Here is a 17,252-nt window from a genome sequence, read left to right as displayed (position 1 = left end):
GCCAGCAGCGCCGCGTCCTTGGCCGGTCGCGGCGCGCGGGCGAGGCTGCCGGCCGCCACGCGGGCGGCGCGGGCGGCGGTCTCGAGCAGGCGGGCGGATTCAGCGGCGATGGCGTTCATGGCGGGGCTCCCGAACCCCGGTGCTTAGCCCGGATCGCGCGGCCGGGCCAAGGCGCAGGACCGGGCACGCATGCGCCTGTGACATACCAGTTCCCGCCCGGTGGCCTTGCCGCCCTTGGCCCCGGCGGCAATGATCCCGGCTGGAAACGCCGGGAAACCGATGCAGCAGACCCTCGACGGCGCCATGCGGCGCAACCTCTTCCTCCTGGCCTGCTGCCAGGCGATCGGCCAGGCCGGCAACACGATGATGTTTGCCGCGACGGCGCTTTCGGTCGTGACCTTCTTCCCGGACCGCGAGCTGGCGACGCTGCCGATCACCCTGCAGCATCTCGGCGTCATGCTCTCGGTCTTCCCGGCCGGGCTGCTGATGCAGCGGATGGGGCGCGGCTTCGGCTTCCGGCTCGGCTCCGTGATGGGGATGACCGGCGCCAGCATCGTCGGACTCGGCCTCTACACCGGCATCTTCCTGCTGATGTGCCTCGGCGGGCTGATCCTGGGCTATGCCGTCGCCAGCCTGCAGATGTACCGCTTCGCCGCGGTCGAGCTCGCCCCGCCGGCCTACCGCGCCCGGGCGATCTCCTGGGTCACCGCGGGCGGCGTGGTCGCCGGCATCATCGGGCCGTCCCTGGTGCGGATCACCCACGACCAGGTCATGCCGCTGTACCTGGCGACCTATGGCGCGATGGTCGGCATCCACCTCACCGTCTTCACCATCATGTCCTTTATCCGCTTCCCCAGCATGGCGCCGCCGCCGGCCGTCGCCGGGGCCGCCGCCATCGCGCCGCCGCGGCCGCTGCGGGAGATCGCCGCGCAGCCGCGCTTCATCGTCGCCGTCGCCTCCGCCATGGCGGCCTTCGGGATGATGTCCTTCCTGATGAGCGCCTCGCCGCTGGCGATCGTCGCCTGCGGCCTGCCGCACACGGAAGCGCATTGGGTCATCTTCCTGCACGTGATGGGCATGTTCGTGCCGGCCTTCTTCACCGGCAACCTGATCACCCGCTTCGGCACCACCAACGTCATGGTCGCCGGCATCCTGGTCATGGGCGGCGGCATCGCCGCCGGACTGATGGGCGAGACGGAATGGCATTTCCGCATCGCCCTGACCCTGAACGGCTTCGGCTGGAATTTCCTGTTCGTCGGCGCGACCACGCTGGTCACCACCTGCTACCGGCCGAACGAGCGCGGCAAGACCCAGGCGCTGAACGACTTCCTGGTCTTCGGCACCACGGCGAGCGCCAGCTTCCTGGCCGGCTTCCTGCACGAGCGCCAGGGCTGGTACCCGCTGAACTGGTACGCCTTCGGGCTGCTGGCGGTGGCGATCCTGGCGGTTGGCTGGCTGCGGCTGCAGCGGGCGGAGCCGGTGCCGGCCTGACAAAGTAAGGTTGGGGGAGAAGGTATTCTCCCCCAAGCCCCCTCATCTATTTCTGGGAGTCGGCACCCTTCGCGCGGCGAGTGCCAGACTCACAAAAAGGAAGGGTGGGGTTTGGGGAGGGAATACTTTTCCCTCCCCAATCTTCCTTTTCCCCTGGACCAACACCCTTATGCCCGAAGCCCCCACCCCCTATGACCGCATCGGCGGCGAGGATGGCGTCCGCCGCCTGACCCGCCGCTTCTACGCGCTGATGGACACGCTGCCCGAAGCCGCTGCCTGCCGCGCCGTCCACCCGCCGAGCCTCGAGGGCTCCGAGCAGAAGCTCTTCGACTACCTGACCGGCTGGCTCGGCGGCCCGCCGGTCTATGTGCAGAAGCACGGCCACCCGATGCTGCGCCGCCGCCACCTGCACGCGCCGATCGCCGCGGCGGAGATCCAGGGTTGGCTGCTCTGCTTCCGCCAGGCCTGGGCGGAGACGGTGACGGACGCGGCGCTGACCGCGGCGGTGATGCCGCAGGTCGAGCATCTGGCGCGGCACATGCGGAACCGCGAGGATGCCGCCTGGACACCACCGGCATAGCCAGACCCAGGAAGGCCCGCACCCGCCCATGTTCTACGAACCCCGCCACGGCCACGGCCTGCCGCACGACCCCTTCAAGGCGATCATCGCGCCAAGGCCGATCGGCTGGATCTCCAGCCTCGACGCGCAGGGGCGGCCCAACCTGGCGCCCTACAGCTTCTTCAACGCGGTGCATTCCAGCCCGCCGATGCTGGCCTTCACCTCGGAGACGATGAAGCACAGCGCCGCCAATGCCATCGAGTCCGGCGAGTTCGTCTTCAACCTCTGCACCCGGCCGCTGTTCGACGCGATGAACGTTTCCTCCGGCGCGCTGGCCGAGGGCGAGAGCGAGTTCGCCGCGGCGGGGCTCGAGACCGCGCCCTGCCGCGTGGTGCGCGCGCCGCGCGTCGCCGCCGCGCCGGCCGCGCTGGAATGCAAGGTAGTGCATTCGATGCGGCTGCACGACGTGGACGGCAGGCCGCTACAGGGCTGGATCATCATCGGCCAGGTCGTCGGCGTGCATATCGACGAGGCCTATCTGCGCGACGGCCGCTTCGACACCGCCGCGGCGCAGCCGCTGGCCCGCTGCGGCTACCGCGACTACGCCACGGTGACCGAGCTCTTCGAGGCGCTCCGCCCCACCGACGGCGGCGCCTTCACGGCGGGCCAGAAGGACCGCTAGCGCCGCGCGGCGAGTGCTGACCCGGAAAAACAGCTGAGGGGTCCGGGGAGAATACCTTCTCCCCGGCCTTCCCTCACAGCGACGCCCCGCCGCAGATCATCACCTCCTGCCCGGTGATCGCCCCGGCCTCCGGCCCCAGCAGGAAGGCGACCAGCGCCGCCACCTCCTCCGGCGCGATGTAGCGGCCGATCGGCGGCAGCTTCGGCGCGACCGGCCCGCGCGCCGGGTCGCGCAGCATCGGCGTGTCGGTGGCGCCCGGCGCCACCACGTTCACCGTGATGCGGCGCGGCAGCAGCTCCGCCGCCCAGGACCGGGCGAGCGCCAGCATCGCCGCCTTGCTCGCGGCATACTGGCTGCGCCCCGGCGCGCCGCCGGCCGCCCGGCTGCCGAGCAGCAGGATCCGCCCGCCCTCCGGCAGCCGCGGCGCCAGCAGGTCGGCCAGCCGGCACGCGGCATCGACATGCAGCCGCCACAGCGCTTCCCCCGCCGCCGGGTCGAGGCGGCCCAGCATGCCGCTGCGCATCACCCCCGCCGCATGCACCAGCGCGGTCGGCGCGCAGCCCTCCAGCGCCGCCGCCAGCCCCGCGGGATCGAGCAGATCCGCCGCGACATGCGCGAAGCCGGGATGGTCGAGCGCCGGGACGCCGCGGCTCAGCCCGGTGACCCGCCAGCCCTCGCGCAGCAGCCGCGCGCAGATCGCCAGGCCGATGCCGGAACTGGCCCCGGTCACCACCGCATGGCCGTGCCGTGTCATGCGCCTCTCCTTCACCCTGGGTGGGGAAGGTTGACACGTCTCCGCGCCGCGCCCTACCCGATGGCCCGAGGAAACGCCCCGAGGGGACGCACATGAGCGACGCGATCGCGCGGCCGGAGACCCTGGCGCCGGCGCCCGGCGACCCGGCCCGGCTGGACGCCTTCATCCCGACGCCCTGCGTGCAGAACCACGCCGCCTTCCTGCTGCCGCTGGCCGACGGCACGCTGCTCTGCACCTGGTTCGGCGGCACGCAGGAAGGCGTGCCGGACATCTCCGTGCACCTCTCCCGGCTCGCCCCCGGCGCCACGCGCTGGACCGACCCCGTTCGGCTCTCGGACGACCCGACGCGGTCGGAGCAGAACCCGCTGCTGTTTGCCGCGCCCGATGGCCGGCTCTGGCTGCTCTGGACCGCGCAGGTCGCCGGCAACCAGGACACCGCGCTGGTGCGGCGGCGCATCTCGGCCGATGGCGGGCTCACCTGGGGCCCGATCGAGACGCTGATCCCGGAGCGGCCGGGCTACGGCACCTTCATCCGCAACCCCGTCACCGTCACCGCCCATGGCGACTGGCTGCTGCCGATCTGGCGCTGCACGAAGCCGCCCGTCGGCGCCTGGACCGGCGAGCTCGACACCAGCTCGGTCCTGCTGTCCGCCGACCAGGGCCGCAGCTGGGAGGAGATCGCGGTGCCCGGCAGCACCGGCTGCGTGCACATGAGCATCGTCGCCGCGCCGGGCGGCACGCTGCTGGCCTTCTTCCGCAGCCGCTGGGCGGACCATGTCCACCGCAGCGTCTCGGCCGATGGCGGGCGCAGCTGGTCGGCGCCGGTGCCGACCGTGCTGCCGAACAACAACTCATCGATCCAGGCGATCGCGCTGGTGAACGGCCATGTCGCGCTGGCCTTCAATGCCAGCAGCGCGGCGGATGCGACCGGGCGGCGGCTCTCGCTGTATGATGACATCGGCGGTGAGGACATGCGCCCCCCCGCCGCGCCCGCAGTTGGCCGCAGCGCCTTCTGGGGCGCGCCGCGGGCGCCGATGACCCTGGCGATCTCCGGGGATGGCGGGCTGACCTGGCCCTGGCGCCGCAACCTCGAGACCGGCGACGGCTACTGCATGACCAACAATTCGAAGGACCGGCTGAATCGGGAATTCTCCTATCCCGCGCTCTGCCAAACCGCCGACGGCGCGCTGCACGTCGCCTTCACGTACTGGCGGCAGGCGATCAAGTATGTCCGCGTCTCGGAAGACTGGGTCAGGCGCGGCGACTGAAGGCGGCCGGCGGGGGAGGGAAAGACCATGAAAAGACGCGGGATGATCGCCGGCGGCGCCGTGCTGCTGGCCGCGCCGGCGCTGCGGGCGCAGGCCGCCTGGCCGCTCGGCCGCACCATCCGGGTGATCTGCCCCTGGCCGCCGGGCGCGGCCAACGACGCCATGGCGCGGCTGCTGGCGCAAAGGCTGCAGGAGAAGCTCGGCGCCACCGCAGTGGTGGAGAACCGCACCGGCGGCGCCGGCCTGGTCGGCACCAACGCGGTGCTGCAATCCCCGCCCGACGGCTATACGCTGCTGGCTTCCGCCTTCAACACCGCGGTCATGCCGCTGGTGCTGAAGAACGCCAGTTTCGACCCCGAGCGCGACCTCGAGATCATGGCCCGCGTCGCCCAGGCGCCGCTGGTCATGGTGATCAGCGGCGCCCGGCCGGAAAGGACGGTGGCCGAGGTGATCGCCGCGGCGCGGGCGCGGCCGAAGGACTGGAGCATCGCGATCTCCTCCCTCGGCGCCGCCAGCCACCTGGCGACCATCGAGTTCAACCGCCGCACCGGCGCGGGCCTCGACATGATCAGCTATCGCGGCACCCAGCCGGCGCTGACCGACCTGATGGGCGGCGCGGTGCCGCTGCTGATCGACAACAGCTTCGCCATGCTGCCGGCGACCGGCGACGGCAAGGTCCGTGCCCTCGCCATCGCCGCGCCGCGGCGCTCCCCGCTGGCGCCCGACCTGCCGACCATGGCGGAGGCCGGGCTGCCCGGCTTCGAGTTCCAGTCCTGGTACGGCAGCTGGGCGCCGCGCGGGACGCCGGCCGCGATCTGCGACCAGGTCAATGCGCTGATGCAGGACACCATGCGCGACCCGGCGGTGCTGCAGCGCCTCTCGGGCCAGGTGCTGGAGCCGGTGACCGAAAGCATCGCCGAGACGCGCCGCTTCATCGCCGCCGAGATCGAGCGCGCCGGCGCCCTGCTGCGCAGCGTCGACTACAGGCCGGAGTAGGAGGATGCCGCTGCCGAGGCGCCGCGCGGCGCTCGCCCTGCCCTGGCTCGCGGCCGCGACGCGGGCCGGGGCGCAACCCGCCTGGCCGGCGCGGCCGCTCCGCGTCATCGTGCCCTTCCCGCCCGGCCAGGCCACCGACATCATGGCGCGGCTGCTGGCGGAACGCCTGGCCGAACGGCTCGGCCAGCCGGTCGTCGTCGAGAACCGCAGCGGCGGCGCCGGGGTACCGGGCATGGAGACGATCGCCCATGCGCCGGCGGACGGCTACACGCTGGGCATGGCCTCCTCCGGCCCGCTGGCGATCAACCCGGCGGTCATGTCCGTGCTGCCCTACGACGTGGCGCGGGACTTCGCGCCCATTTGCCTGGTCTTCACCACGCCGCTGATCGCGGTGGCGCATCCGGGCCTCGGCATCGCCGACCTCGCCACGCTGGTGGAGCGGGCCAGGGCGGCGCCGGGCAGCATCGACTATGCCTCGGGCGGCCCCGGCAGCAGCCTGCACCTGGCGGCCGAGGCCTTCGCCCAGCAGGCCGGGATCAAGCTGACGCATATCCCCTATCGCGGCTCGGCTCCGGCCATGGCGGACCTGATCGCCGGCAACGTGAAGCTGATGTTCGACAGCCTGGCCTCGGCGCTGCCGCATATCCGCGCCGGGCGCGTGCGGGCGCTCGGCATCACCTCGGCCGGCCGGATGCCGCAGGCGCCGGAGGTGCCGACGGTGGCGGAGGCGGCGATGCTGCCGGGCTTCGAGGCGCTCGGCTGGGCCGGGCTGGTTGCCCCGGCGCAGACGCCGCCCGCCGTCGTGTCGCGGCTGGCGGAGGACGCGCTGGCCGTGGTGCGCAGCCCGGCCGTCACGGCGCGGATCGAGGAGCTGGGCGGCACCGCGGCGCCGCTGCCGCCGGCGGAGTTCGCGCGGTTCATCGCGTCCGAGGTGACGAAATGGAGCGCGGTGGCGAAGGCGGGGAACGTGCGGCTGGATTGATTGGCAGGAAGCAAGGTTGGGGAAGGAAACAGGTGTTCCCTCCCCAAGCCCCACCCTTCCCTTTTGGTGAGTCGGCGCTCGCCGCGCGGAAGGTGCCGGACCCAGAAGAGCAGATGAGGGGTCGGACGCATGCGTCCAACGGGAAAGTACCTTCTCCGCGGCCTTGCTTCACCCCGCCGCGACGTGGTCCCGCCCGCGCGGATACTGCATCACCACCACTTCAAGCCCGTCCTCGCCCGCCGTCACGGCAAAGGACGCCTCCTCCGGCCCCACGAAGGCGCAGGACAGCGCCGGCAGCAGCGCGCCATCGGCGGCGCGCAACGCGCCGCCGGTCACCACCCAGAACTGCCCATCGCCCTCCGCCGGGTCCGGCCCGCGCAGCGCGGCTCCCGGCGGCAGCCGGTGCCGCCAGGCGCCGAGCCCGTCCGGCGTCTCGGCCAGCAGGGTCTCTGTCGCCGGCTGCTCCGGCGGCGCACCGGGCGGCCCGGCATCGGCCATCGCCTGGCGGAAGCGGCGCCGCACCCCACGCAACTCTTCCCGCGCTGCCGGCAGATAGCGCGCGCCGCGGTCGTAGCCGTTGCGGAGCGTCAGGTATTGCAGCCCTGCCTCCCCTGCGGTGATCGGGCCATAGGCGCTGAAGGCGTTGCTGTAGTGCACCGAGACCGGTTGCACGGCATGGGTGCCGAGCATGCCGCTGCCGGCAACGACGAGCTGGAACTGGTTGGCCTCGTGGAAGTGGGAATCGACGACCGACCCCGCCGGCTGCTCCACCAGGAAGGCCATCGGGTAGACCGTCTCCGGCCCTGGCGGCGGTGCCTCGCTGGCCATGTAGCGGTTGGCGCCGATGAAGGTGGTCAGGTGGGCATCGACGCCGTTCGAGACGATGGCGCGGCGGCTGGCCTGGGCGGCCTCCCCGGATGCGAGCATGGGCATGGGCTTTCCCTTTGCTTGAACGACGGGCCAGAGCGGTTTCCGTTCGCCCTGGCTCACGGCAACCACTCCAGCTGCTTGCTTTTGCGAGCATCTTTGCCCGATCCGGTGACTCCACGAATCGGGATCTGCTCTGGGCCCTGGCCGCGGCCTTGCCCCTTCCCGGGCCGACTATGTCGGCAGTCGCGGGCCGGGACAAGTCGGGCGACCGGCCTGCCCGTCCCGGCAGGCCGACGCCACGGCGGTCTGCCCGAGGGGCAGTGCCACCTGGCCTGGGCGTTCACACCCACCCGCGATCTGCCCTAGGCTGCGGGAAAGGTATCGGGGGGACGCGCATGCAACCGGGACGCCATGGACGGCTGCGCCCTTGCCTGATGCTGCTGGCTGCGCTGCTGCTCGCCGCGCCGACGCTGCGCGCCCAGGCGCCGGCGGCCGGCTACCCCAACCGCCCCGTCACCATCACCGTCTGCTTCCCGCCCGGCGCCAGCACCGATGCCATCGCCCGTCGGCTGGGCGAGAAGCTCGGCGCCGCGCTCGGCAGGCCGGTGGTGGTGGAGAACCGCGGCGGCGCCGGCGGCAACATCGCCGCCTCGGCCATCGCCAAGTCGGCGCCGGACGGGCACAGCCTGCTGTTCTGCGCCACCTCCGGCCTGGTCATCGCCGCGGCGGCGCGGCGGCCGCTGGATTTCGACCCGGAGCGGGACCTCGTGCCGGTCTCGCCGGTCGGCGCGCTGACCGTGCTGCTGCTGACCCGGCCCTCGCTCGGCGTCGGGGCCGTGCCGGAACTGCTGGCGCAGGCGAGGGCCCGTCCCGGCACGCTGAACTTCGCCAGCATCGGCGTTGGCTCCTCCTTCCACCTGGCGATCGAGCAGATCAACGCCACGGCCGGCGTGAGCATGACGCATGTTCCCTTCCGCGGCGGCGGCCAGGCCGTGCCGGAACTGCTGGCCGGGCGGCTCGACGCCATGTTCGCCTCCTGGTCGCTGGCGCAGGCACATGTGCTGGGCGGCACGCTGCGGCCGCTGGCGGTGGCGGCGCCGACCCGCTTCGCCGCCCTGCCCGAGGTGCCGACGATGGCCGAGGCCGGGCTCGGCAAAGTCTGGCTGGAGGAAGGCCTCGGCGTCTTCGCCCCGGCCGGCACGCCGCCCGCCATCGTCGCCCGGCTGAATGCCGAGATCGGCCGCATCATCGCCGAGCCGGCGATGCGCGACTGGCTCGTCGGCCAGGGCGTGCCGCCGGCGCCGGAGACGCCGGAGGAATTCCGGGCACGGCTGCAATCGGGCGTCGCGGTGCTGCGCGACGTCATCGGCCGGCTGGACCTGAAGCTGGAGTGACGCGGGGCTACGGCAGCGCCCAGGACAGCAGCAGCAGCAGCGCCAGCAGCGCCGAGACCACGCGCCAGAACAGCAACGGGTCGCGGTCGTGCAGCGACCGCGGGCGCGGCCGGGCCGGGGCACCGCCGGCCATGCCGCGTTCCAGCGCGAAGAGCATCTCCACCGCATCGCCGAAGCGCTCCTCCGGCGCCACCGCCACGGCGCGCGCCAGCACCTGGTCCAGCCAGGCCGGCAGGTCGGGGCGGCGCGACAGCAGGGATGCCGGCGCACCGAAGCGCGGGCGGGAGAAGGCATCGACCTCCCCGTAGGGATAGGCGCCGGAGAACAGCCGGGTGAGCGTGACGCCGAGGGCATAGAGGTCGGACCTTTCGTCGCCCGCCGATGCGCCGGCCAGCAGCTCCGGCGCCATGAAGCTCGGCGTGCCCGGGATGTCGGCGGCCGCGAATTCCTCGAGCTGCGGCAGCCGCGCGACGCCGAGGTCGATCAGCCGCACGCCGCCGCCGGGCTGCAGGATGACGTTGTCCGGCTTGATGTCGCGGTGGACGACGCCGGCGCGGTGCAGCGCCGCGACCGCCTTGCAGAGCGCGGCGGCGATCTCGAGCCCCGGCAGCAGCGCGATCGGCGGGCCGCGCAGGATGCGGCGCTCCAGCGTCTCCCCGCCGTAATGCGGCATGACGGCGTAGAGGCGGGAGGCGCGCTCGGGCGGCGGCTCCAGCACCTCGCCCAGATGCGGGCTGCGGATGCGGGCGGCGATCCAGGACTCGCGCAGGTAGGCCTGGCGGAAGCTGGCCTCGGCGGCGGTGCCGGGCTTCGGGAATTTCAGCACCACGGCGCGGCCCTCGGCGGACAGCGTGTCGCGGCCGCGGAAGACGCGGCTGGTGCGGCTGTCCGCCAGCATCTCGTCCAGCGCATAGCCGTCGATGGTGGCGCCGCGCCGCGGCGGCGGGGCGATCGGCCGCGCATCGATCGCCGCTTCCAGGTCGGCGCGGTCCGGCGCCGGCAGGTCCAGCAGGTCGAGCACCAGCGCGGTGGCATTGTCGCCGACCGAGGTGGCGAGCGCGGCCTCCACCAGCCGGCGGGCGGCATCCTCCGGCGCGCCGCGGCGGCCGAGCTCGACGGCCACCACCGCGTCGGACAGGCCGCCATGCACGCCGTCGCTGCACAGCAGCAGCCGGTCATGCGGCCGCGCCGCGGACTCGGCGTAATCCACCCGCACGCTCTCCGCCGCGCCGATCGCCCGCGTCAGCGCATGCGTGCCGGGCTGCGCGTGGTCGGTGGTCAGCCGCGCCAGCACGCCATCGCGCAAGCGGTACAGCCGGCTGTCGCCGACATGCAGCACATGCATCCGCCGTCCCCGCAGCACCACCGCGGTCAGCGTGCAGCCCATGCCGGCGAGGTCCGGGTCGGTCCGGCCCTTGGCATGGACCCAGCCGTTCAGCGCCTCAATCGCCCGGCCGGCGGTCTTGCGGACGCCGAGCGCCTCGGATTGGCCGAGCAGCCCGTCGATCAGCCCGCGAACCGCGAGTTCCGCCGCGACGCGGCCGCCCTTGGCACCGCCGATGCCATCGGCAAGCGCCGCGATGGCGCCGCGGCGCCCCGACTCGCCCAGCCAGGCGGCGGCGAAATCCTCGTTCCGCGCGCGGCCGCCGCGTTCGGAGCAGATGCCGAGGCGGAGTTCCAGCCGGCCGCGCGGTGGGGAGACGATGTCAGGCGGCATCCCGCTCCGGCTGCGGCAGCGCCGTGTCCTCGGCCAGCGCCGCGACACCGCCGATCAGCGTCAGCGTCGGACCCTCGACGCCCGCCTCGGCCACCGCCGCGGCGATGTCGGCGAGCGTCCGGCGGATGCGGCGCTCGTTCGGCAGGGTGGCATTCTCGACCGCGATGGCGGGCGTCGCGGCCGGCATGCCGGCGGCCAGCAGCGCCTCTGCCACCTTCGGCAGGGTGCGCGCGCCCATGTAGACCGCCAGCGTCCCGCCGGCCGCGGCGAGCGCGCGCCAGTCGTGCTGCGGCACGCCTTCCGCGTCGCGGCCATGCGCGGTGATGAGGTGCAGGCTGCGGGAGGTGCCGCGATGCGTCAGCGGCATCCGCAGCCGCGCCGCGGCGGCGAGCGCCGCGGTGATGCCCGGCACCACCTCGACCGCGGCGCCGGCCTCGCGCAGCGCCTCCAGCTCTTCCCCGCCGCGGCCGAAGACGAAGGGATCGCCGCCCTTCAGCCGCACCACATGGCCGCCGCGGCGAACCTGCTCGACCAGCAGGCGGTTGATCGCCGCCTGGCTCATCGCGTGCCGGCCGCAGCGCTTGCCGACATCGATGCGCCGGGCGCGGGCCGGGGCGAGGTCGAGCACGCGCGGGTCGATCAGCTTGTCGTAGAGCACGACATCGGCCGAGCGCAGCGCGCGCACCGCCTTCACCGTCAGCAGCTCCGGGTCGCCCGGGCCGGCGCCGACCAGGCTGGCATGGCCGCGCGCCGCGGGCGCCGGCGCGGCGACGGCATTGACCAGCACGCCGCGCGCGCGGGCCGAGTCGGTGACGGCATCGCCCGCCGCGCCGTCCAGCGCGACGACGCAAAGCCGGACACCGTCGAGGTCCCCCGGCAGGAAGCCGCGGCGGTGCAGCGAGAGGCGATCCGCCGGCGCCAGGTCCGGCGCGGGATCGACGACGCGCAACAACGCGCCGGCGGCGAGCAGTGATTCGGCGGTGGTACGATCGCCGCCGACGAGCAGGACCGGCGCATCGGTCAGGTCGAGCGAGACGGTGAAGGTCGCCATGGCGTCAGGCCGCGGCATCGGCATGGGCATCGCGCAGGATCTCCCGCAATTCCGGAACGCAGGAGCCGCAATTGGTGCCGGCGCTGAGCGCGGCGCCGATCTCGGCGACGGTGGTCATGCGGCGGTCGAGGATCGCCGCGCGGATCGTGGCGACGCCGACGCCGAAGCAGGCGCAGACATTCCGCTCGGCCGGCTTCGCCGAAAGCGCCCGCCCGGCCAGCAGCCCGGGCCGCGCGGCCTCCGCCACCAGCCCGTCCAGCAGCGCGGCCAGTGCGGCGCCGGACGGCAGGCTGGCGCGCCCGCCCTCCCGCTGCAGGAAGAGGCAGGATTCGACGCGGCCGTCCAGCAGCGTGGCGAAGCGCCAGGACCCGCGCGCGGGATCGGCGATGTGGATCTGCTCGGCACCGGCGGGGGCGGCGCGCAGGCGGTCGACCAGCGGGGCGATCTCGGCCGGCAGCGGCTCGGCGCCAGTGAGTTCCAGCAGATGGCCGGCGGCGACCGGGACGCGCGACCAGTGCAGGCCGGGCTCCGCCGGGCGGGTCGCGGTCCGGTGCAGCAGCAGGCCGCGCCAGCGGACCGGCACCGCCTCGGCCCGCAGCGGCGTCGCCTTCAGCTCCGGCTGGCCGGAGACGGGATCGATTGCCGCGCCGACCAGCCGGCCGATGGGACCGGCGGAGGTGAAGGCATCGGTCCAGTGCATCGGCACGAAGACCTCGCCTTCGCGCTGGCCGGCATCGATGGCGGCGCGCAGCACCGCCTCCCCATGCGGCGAGGCGAGGCGCAGCAGCCCGCCCGGCGCGGCGCCGAGCCGCGCCGCATCGGCCGGCGCGAGCGTGGCGCTTGGCACCGGCGCATGGTCTGACAGACGCGGCACCAGGCCGGTGCGCGTCATGGTGTGCCACTGGTCGCGCAGCCGGCCGGTGTTCAGCAGCAAGGGGAAGGCAGCGTCGGGCGCGGCGGCGAGGCCACGGAAGGGCGTCGGCACCAGGCGCGCGCGGCCGTCCGGCGTCGGGAAGCCGCCCTCGGCGAAGAGGCGGCCGCCTTCCTGCCTTGCGCCGGCGGGCAGCGGCCAGCGGAAGGGCTGCATCGTCGCGTAGCCGGCCTCGTCGAGCGTCGCCATGGCGCCGATGTCGAAGGTCCGGGTGCCGTCGTTCTCGAAGGCCGAGAGCGCGGCGTGCTCGCGGAAGACCGCGGCCGGCGCTTCCCAGGCGAAGTGCTTCGCCCAGCCCATGCGGCGGCCGACCTCGGCCAGCATCCACCAATCGGCGCGCGCCTCGCCCGGCGCGGTGCGGAAGGGACGCTGGCGGGAGATGCGGCGTTCGGAATTGGTGACAGTGCCGGACTTCTCGCCCCAGCCGGCGGCGGGCAGCAGGACATCGGCAAGGCGCGTCGTATCCGTCTCCCAGCAGTCGGACACCACGACGAAGGGGCAGGCCGCCAGCGCCGCGCGCACGCGATCCGCACGCGGCAGGCTGTCGGCCGGGTTGGTCGCCATGATCCAGACCGCCTTGACGCGGCCGGAGAGCATGGCCTCGAACAGCTCGACCGCCTTGAGGCCGGGCCGCGTCGCCAGGTTCGGCGCGTCCCAGAAGCGGCGGAGGCGGTCCGGCGCGCCCGGGGTGTCGAAGCGCATATGCGCGGCGAGCTGGTTGGCGAGGCCGCCGACCTCCCGCCCGCCCATGGCATTCGGCTGGCCGGTGACGCTGAAGGGCCCCATCCCGGGGCGGCCGATGCGGCCGGTCGCCAGGTGGCAGTTGAGGATGGCGTTGGCCTTGTCCGTCCCGGCCGCCGACTGGTTCACGCCCTGGCTGTAGACGGTGACGCTGCGCTCGGTCGCGGCGAACAGCGCGTAGAAGCGGGCGATGTCCGCGGGCGCGAGGCCGGTCAGCTCCGCCACGCGCTCCAGGGTCGGCGCGGCCTCGCGCGCCGTGGCCAGCGCAGCATCGAAGCCGGTCGCATGCGCGGCGACCCAGGCCTGGTCCACCCGGCCGGTGCCAGCGAGATGCGCGAGCAGCCCGGCGAAGAGCGCGACGTCCGAGCCCGGCGCGAGGGCCAGGTGCAGGTCGGCGCCGGAGGAGGTGGCGGTGCCGCGCGGGTCGATGACGACGAGCTTCGTGCCGCGCTCGCCCCGCGCCGCCTGCAGCCTTCCGTGCAGCACCGGGTGGCACCAGGCGAGGTTGCTGCCGACGAGGACGACGAGGTCGGCTTCCTCCAGGTCCTCGTAGACGCCGGGCACCACGTCGGCGCCGAAGGCGCGGGTATGGCCGGCGACGGAGGATGCCATGCAGAGGCGCGAGTTGGTGTCGATGTTGCCGCTGCCGATGAAGCCCTTCATCAGCTTGTTGGCGACGTAGTAGTCCTCCGTCAGGCACTGGCCGGAGACGTAGAAGGCGACCGCGTCAGGTCCGTGTTCCGCGATGGTGGCGCGGAAGCGCTCCGCCACCAGGTCCAGCGCACTATCCCAGGATGCGCGCGCGCCGCCCACCATCGGGTGCAGCAGCCGGCCGTTGTTGTCGAGCGTCTCGCCCAGTGCCGCGCCCTTCACGCAGAGCCGGCCCTTGTTCGCGGGATGCGCCGGGTCGCCGCGCAGCGTGCCGTCCTTCTGCGCCAGGACCCCGCAGCCGACGCCGCAATAGGGGCAGGTGGTCCGGACGGCGCCGGTCATGACGCCGCGCCCGGCACCGAGAGCAGCACCCGCCCGTCCTCGACGCGCACCGCGAAGCGCCGGGCGCAGCCGACATCGGGCGCCGCGGCCTCGCCGGACTGCAGGTCGATGACCCAACTGTGCAGCGGGCAGGTGACGGCATGGCCGTGCACGATGCCCTGGCTGAGCTTGCCGCCCTTGTGCGGGCAGCTGTCCTCCACCGCGAAGACGCTGTCGTCCAGCGCGCGGAAGACCGCGATGTCGCCGACCGCCGTCGCGACCACCCGCGCGCCCTGGCGGGGGATTTCGCCGAGCTGGCCGATGACGGTCCAGCGGGATGCCTGGGTCATGCCGTCCATCTCGGTCACTCCGCGGGAACCAGGGTCTTGAAGGGCTCGGCGGGGGCACCGCCGGCGGCGCGCTCGGCCCAGGGATCGATCTGCGCGAATTGCTGGGCGTGGAGGAACTTCGCGTGCAGCGCGCGGCGGCCCTCGGCGTCCTCGACGATCCGCTGTTTCACGTAGTCGATGCCGACGCGCTGCACCCAGGGGGCGGTGCGCTCGAGGTATCGGGCCTCCTCCCGGTACAGCTGCAGGAAGGCGCCGCAATGTTCCAGGACCTCGGCCTCGGTCTCCACCTTGCAGAGCTTGTCGGTGGCGCGGACATGGATGCCGCCATTGCCGCCGACGCTCAGCTCCCAGCCGCTGTCCACGGCAACGACGCCGAAATCCTTGATCGTCGCCTCGGCGCAGTTGCGCGGGCAGCCGGAGACCGCGAGCTTGACCTTGTGCGGGTGCCAGGAGCCCCAGGTCATCTTCTCCAGCTTCACGCCCATCGTGGTGCTGTCCTGGGTGCCGAAGCGGCACCAGGTGGACCCCACGCAGGTCTTCACCGTGCGCAGCCCCTTGGCATAGGCATGGCCGCTGACCATGCCGGCGGCATTGAGGTCCCGCCAGACCGCCGGCAGGTCCTCCCGCTTCACCCCGAACAGGTCGATGCGCTGGCCGCCGGTGACCTTCACCTCGCGCACGTTGTACTTGTCGGCCACGTCGGCCAGGGCGCGCAGTTCCTTCGCGCTGGTCAGCCCGCCCCACATGCGCGGGACGACGGAATAGGTACCGTCCTTCTGGATGTTCGCGTGCATGCGCTCGTTGACGAAGCGGGACTGCGCGTCGTCCACGTATTCGCCCGGCCAGGCGCAGAGCAGGTAGTAGTTCAGCGCCGGGCGGCAGGAGGCGCAGCCTTCCGGCTTCTCCCAGCCGAGCCGCCGCATGATCTCGGGGATCGACTTGATCTCCTCGGCGATAATCGCCTTCCGGACGAAGTCGTGCCCGCGGGTGGTGCACTTGCACATCGGCTTCTCGCCGGCCGGCTTCTGAACCTCGCCGCCCAGCGCGATGGCCAGCAGGCTCTCCACCTGCGGGGTGCAGGAGCCGCACGAGGCGCTGGCCTTTGTATGCGCCCGCACCGCGTCCAGCGTGGTCAGCTTGAGCTCGGAGATGGTGGCGCTGATCTTCCCCTTGCAGACGCCGTTGCAGCCGCAGATCTCGGCGCTGTCGGCCAGCGCCGCCACGGCAGCATGCGGGTCCGGCGCCGCGGTGCCGAGTGCCGCGGTGGCGACGGCGCGGCCGAGGATGAGGGTGTCCCGCATGGCCGAGACATCCGCGCCCTCGCGCAGCATCTGGAAATACCAGCCGCCGTCGGCGACGTCGCCGTACATCACGGCGCCGACCAGCTTGTTCTCCCGCAGCACCAGCTTGCGGTAGACGCCGCGGGCGGCGTCGGCGAAGGTGATCTCCTCGTCGGCCTCGTCCGCCGCGTTGAGGGCACCGGCCGAGAAGACGTCGATGCCGGTGATCTTGAGGCGCGTCGACAGCGCGGGGGTGACGTAGGCGGCGTCCTCGTCGCCCGCCAGCTGCGCGGCGCAGACCTTGGCTTGTTCCCAGATCGGCGCGACCAGGCCGAAGACCGCGCCGCGGTGCTCGATGCACTCGCCGACCGCGAAGACGTTCGGGTCCTCGCTGCTGCGCATGCCGTCGTCGACGACGATGCCGCGGTTGACCTCGAGGCCCATGGCGCGGCCGAGGTCGATGTTGGGCCGGATGCCGATCGCGACGACCACCAGGTCGGCCTCGATCTCCCGCCCGTCAGCCAGCTTCACGCCGGTGGCGCGGTCGGTGCCGGTGATCTCCTCGGTCTGGCCATTGGTGAAGAAGGCGATGCCGCGCCGGTCGAGGTCGCGCTGCAGCAGCGTCCCCGCCGCGATGTCGAGCTGCCGCTCCATCAGGGTCGGCATCAGGTGGACGAGGGCCACCGACATGCCGCGCCGCTTCAGGCCCCAGGCGGCTTCCAGCCCGAGCAGCCCGCCGCCGATGACGCAGGCGCGCTTGTGGGTCGCGGCAGCGGCCAGCATCTGCTCGACATCATTGATGTCGCGGAACGCGCAGGTGCCGGGCAGGCCGAGGCCCGGGATCGGCGGCGCCAGCGGCTTCGATCCCGTCGCCAGCAGCAGCCGGTCGTAGCCCACCGTGATGCCGGAAGCCGAGGTCACCGTCCGCTCCAGCCGGTCGACGCTCACCACCGGGTCGCCGGCGATCAGGCGGATGTCGTTCTCGGCGTACCACTCCCGGCTGTTGATGACGATCTGCTCGAGCGTCTTCTCCCCGGCCAACACCGAGGAGAGCGCGATGCGGTCGTAGTTCGGGTGCGGCTCGGCGCCGAAGACGGTGATCTCGTAGCGCTGCGGCGCGCGCTTCAGCAGCTCCTCGACCGTGCGCATGCCGGCCATGCCGTTGCCGATGACGACGAGGCGCTGACGCTGGGGGGACATCATGTTCATGGCGG

General features: G+C 73.2%; 14 protein-coding genes. 7 read left to right on the top strand and 7 right to left on the bottom strand.

From position 1 onward, the window contains the following. Nucleotides 1-279: 279 nt before the first annotated feature. The 3 genes from E2C06_RS17325 (at nt 280) to E2C06_RS17315 (ending at nt 2,732) form a co-directional block, all read left to right on the top strand. Nucleotides 280-1,491, top strand: coding sequence for an MFS transporter (locus E2C06_RS17325; protein ID WP_165982446.1), 1,212 nt, complete (start codon nt 280-282; stop codon nt 1,489-1,491). Nucleotides 1,492-1,660: 169 nt separating this feature from the next. Continuing rightward, nucleotides 1,661-2,071: a group II truncated hemoglobin gene (locus E2C06_RS17320; RefSeq protein WP_133289870.1), complete on the top strand. Its 411-nt coding sequence runs from the start codon at nt 1,661-1,663 to the stop codon at nt 2,069-2,071. A gap of 28 nt (nt 2,072-2,099) precedes the next feature. After that, complete coding sequence (locus E2C06_RS17315; RefSeq protein ID WP_133289869.1) at nt 2,100-2,732, top strand: flavin reductase family protein; 633 nt, start codon at nt 2,100-2,102, stop codon at nt 2,730-2,732. Between the two features lie 73 nt (nt 2,733-2,805). On the opposite strand, the gene E2C06_RS17310 is transcribed toward E2C06_RS17315, so the two are convergent. After that, a complete protein-coding gene (locus tag E2C06_RS17310; protein ID WP_133289868.1) occupies nt 2,806-3,486 on the bottom strand; it encodes an SDR family NAD(P)-dependent oxidoreductase in 681 nt (226 codons plus the stop codon). A gap of 92 nt (nt 3,487-3,578) precedes the next feature. Here E2C06_RS17310 and E2C06_RS17305 point away from each other — a divergent pair, with 92 nt between their 5' ends. The 3 genes from E2C06_RS17305 to E2C06_RS17295 are packed head-to-tail and all read left to right on the top strand — an operon-like array spanning nt 3,579 to nt 6,732. Beyond that, nucleotides 3,579-4,754 carry a sialidase family protein gene (locus tag E2C06_RS17305; RefSeq protein ID WP_133289867.1) on the top strand — a complete coding sequence of 392 codons (1,176 nt, stop codon included), beginning with the start codon at nt 3,579-3,581 and terminating at the stop codon, nt 4,752-4,754. A 27-nt stretch (nt 4,755-4,781) separates the two neighbouring features. Then, nucleotides 4,782-5,750 carry a Bug family tripartite tricarboxylate transporter substrate binding protein gene (locus tag E2C06_RS17300; RefSeq protein ID WP_133289866.1) on the top strand — a complete coding sequence of 323 codons (969 nt, stop codon included), beginning with the start codon at nt 4,782-4,784 and terminating at the stop codon, nt 5,748-5,750. 4 nt (nt 5,751-5,754) lie between these two features. Further along, on the top strand, nt 5,755-6,732 hold the full coding sequence (locus tag E2C06_RS17295) for a tripartite tricarboxylate transporter substrate binding protein (RefSeq protein ID WP_133289865.1): 978 nt from the start codon (nt 5,755-5,757) through the stop codon (nt 6,730-6,732). 168 nt (nt 6,733-6,900) lie between these two features. Here the strand turns inward: E2C06_RS17295 and E2C06_RS17290 are convergent, their stop codons facing one another. Continuing rightward, nucleotides 6,901-7,665: a hypothetical protein gene (locus E2C06_RS17290; RefSeq protein ID WP_133289864.1), complete on the bottom strand. Its 765-nt coding sequence runs from the start codon at nt 7,663-7,665 to the stop codon at nt 6,901-6,903. Nucleotides 7,666-7,997: 332 nt separating this feature from the next. Between E2C06_RS17290 and E2C06_RS17285 the strand changes: the two genes are divergently transcribed. After that, the gene (locus E2C06_RS17285; RefSeq protein ID WP_165982445.1) at nt 7,998-8,996 is read left to right on the top strand and encodes a Bug family tripartite tricarboxylate transporter substrate binding protein; all 999 of its coding nucleotides are present in this window, start codon (nt 7,998-8,000) and stop codon (nt 8,994-8,996) included. 7 nt (nt 8,997-9,003) lie between these two features. Here the strand turns inward: E2C06_RS17285 and E2C06_RS17280 are convergent, their stop codons facing one another. Genes E2C06_RS17280 through nirB form a run of 5 tightly spaced genes read right to left on the bottom strand, consistent with a single transcriptional unit; the run spans nt 9,004 to nt 17,247 of the window. Then, a complete protein-coding gene (locus E2C06_RS17280) occupies nt 9,004-10,713 on the bottom strand; it encodes a bifunctional protein-serine/threonine kinase/phosphatase (protein WP_133289862.1) in 1,710 nt (569 codons plus the stop codon). Further along, nucleotides 10,703-11,794 carry a uroporphyrinogen-III C-methyltransferase gene (cobA, locus tag E2C06_RS17275; protein ID WP_241671331.1) on the bottom strand — a complete coding sequence of 364 codons (1,092 nt, stop codon included), beginning with the start codon at nt 11,792-11,794 and terminating at the stop codon, nt 10,703-10,705. The genes E2C06_RS17280 and cobA overlap by 11 nt, the downstream gene beginning before the upstream one ends. After that, entirely contained in the window at nt 11,769-14,429 is a 2,661-nt protein-coding gene (locus E2C06_RS17270; RefSeq protein ID WP_133289861.1) for a nitrate reductase, read from the bottom strand. Before E2C06_RS17270 ends, cobA begins: the two co-directional genes overlap by 26 nt. Beyond that, a complete protein-coding gene (nirD, locus tag E2C06_RS17265) occupies nt 14,426-14,767 on the bottom strand; it encodes a nitrite reductase small subunit NirD (RefSeq protein WP_456305184.1) in 342 nt (113 codons plus the stop codon). Before nirD ends, E2C06_RS17270 begins: the two co-directional genes overlap by 4 nt. Nucleotides 14,768-14,772: 5 nt before the next feature. Further along, nucleotides 14,773-17,247, bottom strand: a complete 2,475-nt coding sequence (gene nirB, locus E2C06_RS17260; protein WP_370451444.1) for a nitrite reductase large subunit NirB — start codon at nt 17,245-17,247, stop codon at nt 14,773-14,775. Nucleotides 17,248-17,252 lie beyond the last annotated feature (5 nt).

Origin of the sequence: Dankookia rubra, assembly GCF_004355005.1 — a bacterium.
In the GTDB taxonomy this organism is placed as follows: Bacteria; Pseudomonadota; Alphaproteobacteria; order Acetobacterales; family Acetobacteraceae; genus Paracraurococcus; species Paracraurococcus ruber_A.
This window is presented reverse-complemented; position numbering and strand designations above follow the sequence as displayed.

Bases quoted from the DNA above. Each gene is read 5' to 3' on its own strand.
- E2C06_RS17325 (WP_165982446.1), top strand. From the start codon at position 280: ATGCAGCAGACCCTCGACGGCGCCATGCGGCGCAACCTCTTCCTCCTG.
- E2C06_RS17320 (WP_133289870.1), top strand. From the start codon at position 1,661: ATGCCCGAAGCCCCCACCCCCTATGACCGCATCGGCGGCGAGGATGGC.
- E2C06_RS17315 (WP_133289869.1), top strand. From the start codon at position 2,100: ATGTTCTACGAACCCCGCCACGGCCACGGCCTGCCGCACGACCCCTTC.
- E2C06_RS17310 (WP_133289868.1), bottom strand. From the start codon at position 3,486: ATGACACGGCACGGCCATGCGGTGGTGACCGGGGCCAGTTCCGGCATC.
- E2C06_RS17305 (WP_133289867.1), top strand. From the start codon at position 3,579: ATGAGCGACGCGATCGCGCGGCCGGAGACCCTGGCGCCGGCGCCCGGC.
- E2C06_RS17300 (WP_133289866.1), top strand. From the start codon at position 4,782: ATGAAAAGACGCGGGATGATCGCCGGCGGCGCCGTGCTGCTGGCCGCG.
- E2C06_RS17295 (WP_133289865.1), top strand. From the start codon at position 5,755: ATGCCGCTGCCGAGGCGCCGCGCGGCGCTCGCCCTGCCCTGGCTCGCG.
- E2C06_RS17290 (WP_133289864.1), bottom strand. From the start codon at position 7,665: ATGCCCATGCTCGCATCCGGGGAGGCCGCCCAGGCCAGCCGCCGCGCC.
- E2C06_RS17285 (WP_165982445.1), top strand. From the start codon at position 7,998: ATGCAACCGGGACGCCATGGACGGCTGCGCCCTTGCCTGATGCTGCTG.
- E2C06_RS17280 (WP_133289862.1), bottom strand. From the start codon at position 10,713: ATGCCGCCTGACATCGTCTCCCCACCGCGCGGCCGGCTGGAACTCCGC.
- cobA (WP_241671331.1), bottom strand. From the start codon at position 11,794: ATGCCCATGCCGATGCCGCGGCCTGACGCCATGGCGACCTTCACCGTC.
- E2C06_RS17270 (WP_133289861.1), bottom strand. From the start codon at position 14,429: ATGACCGGCGCCGTCCGGACCACCTGCCCCTATTGCGGCGTCGGCTGC.
- nirD (WP_456305184.1), bottom strand. From the start codon at position 14,767: ATGGACGGCATGACCCAGGCATCCCGCTGGACCGTCATCGGCCAGCTC.
- nirB (WP_370451444.1), bottom strand. From the start codon at position 17,247: ATGAACATGATGTCCCCCCAGCGTCAGCGCCTCGTCGTCATCGGCAAC.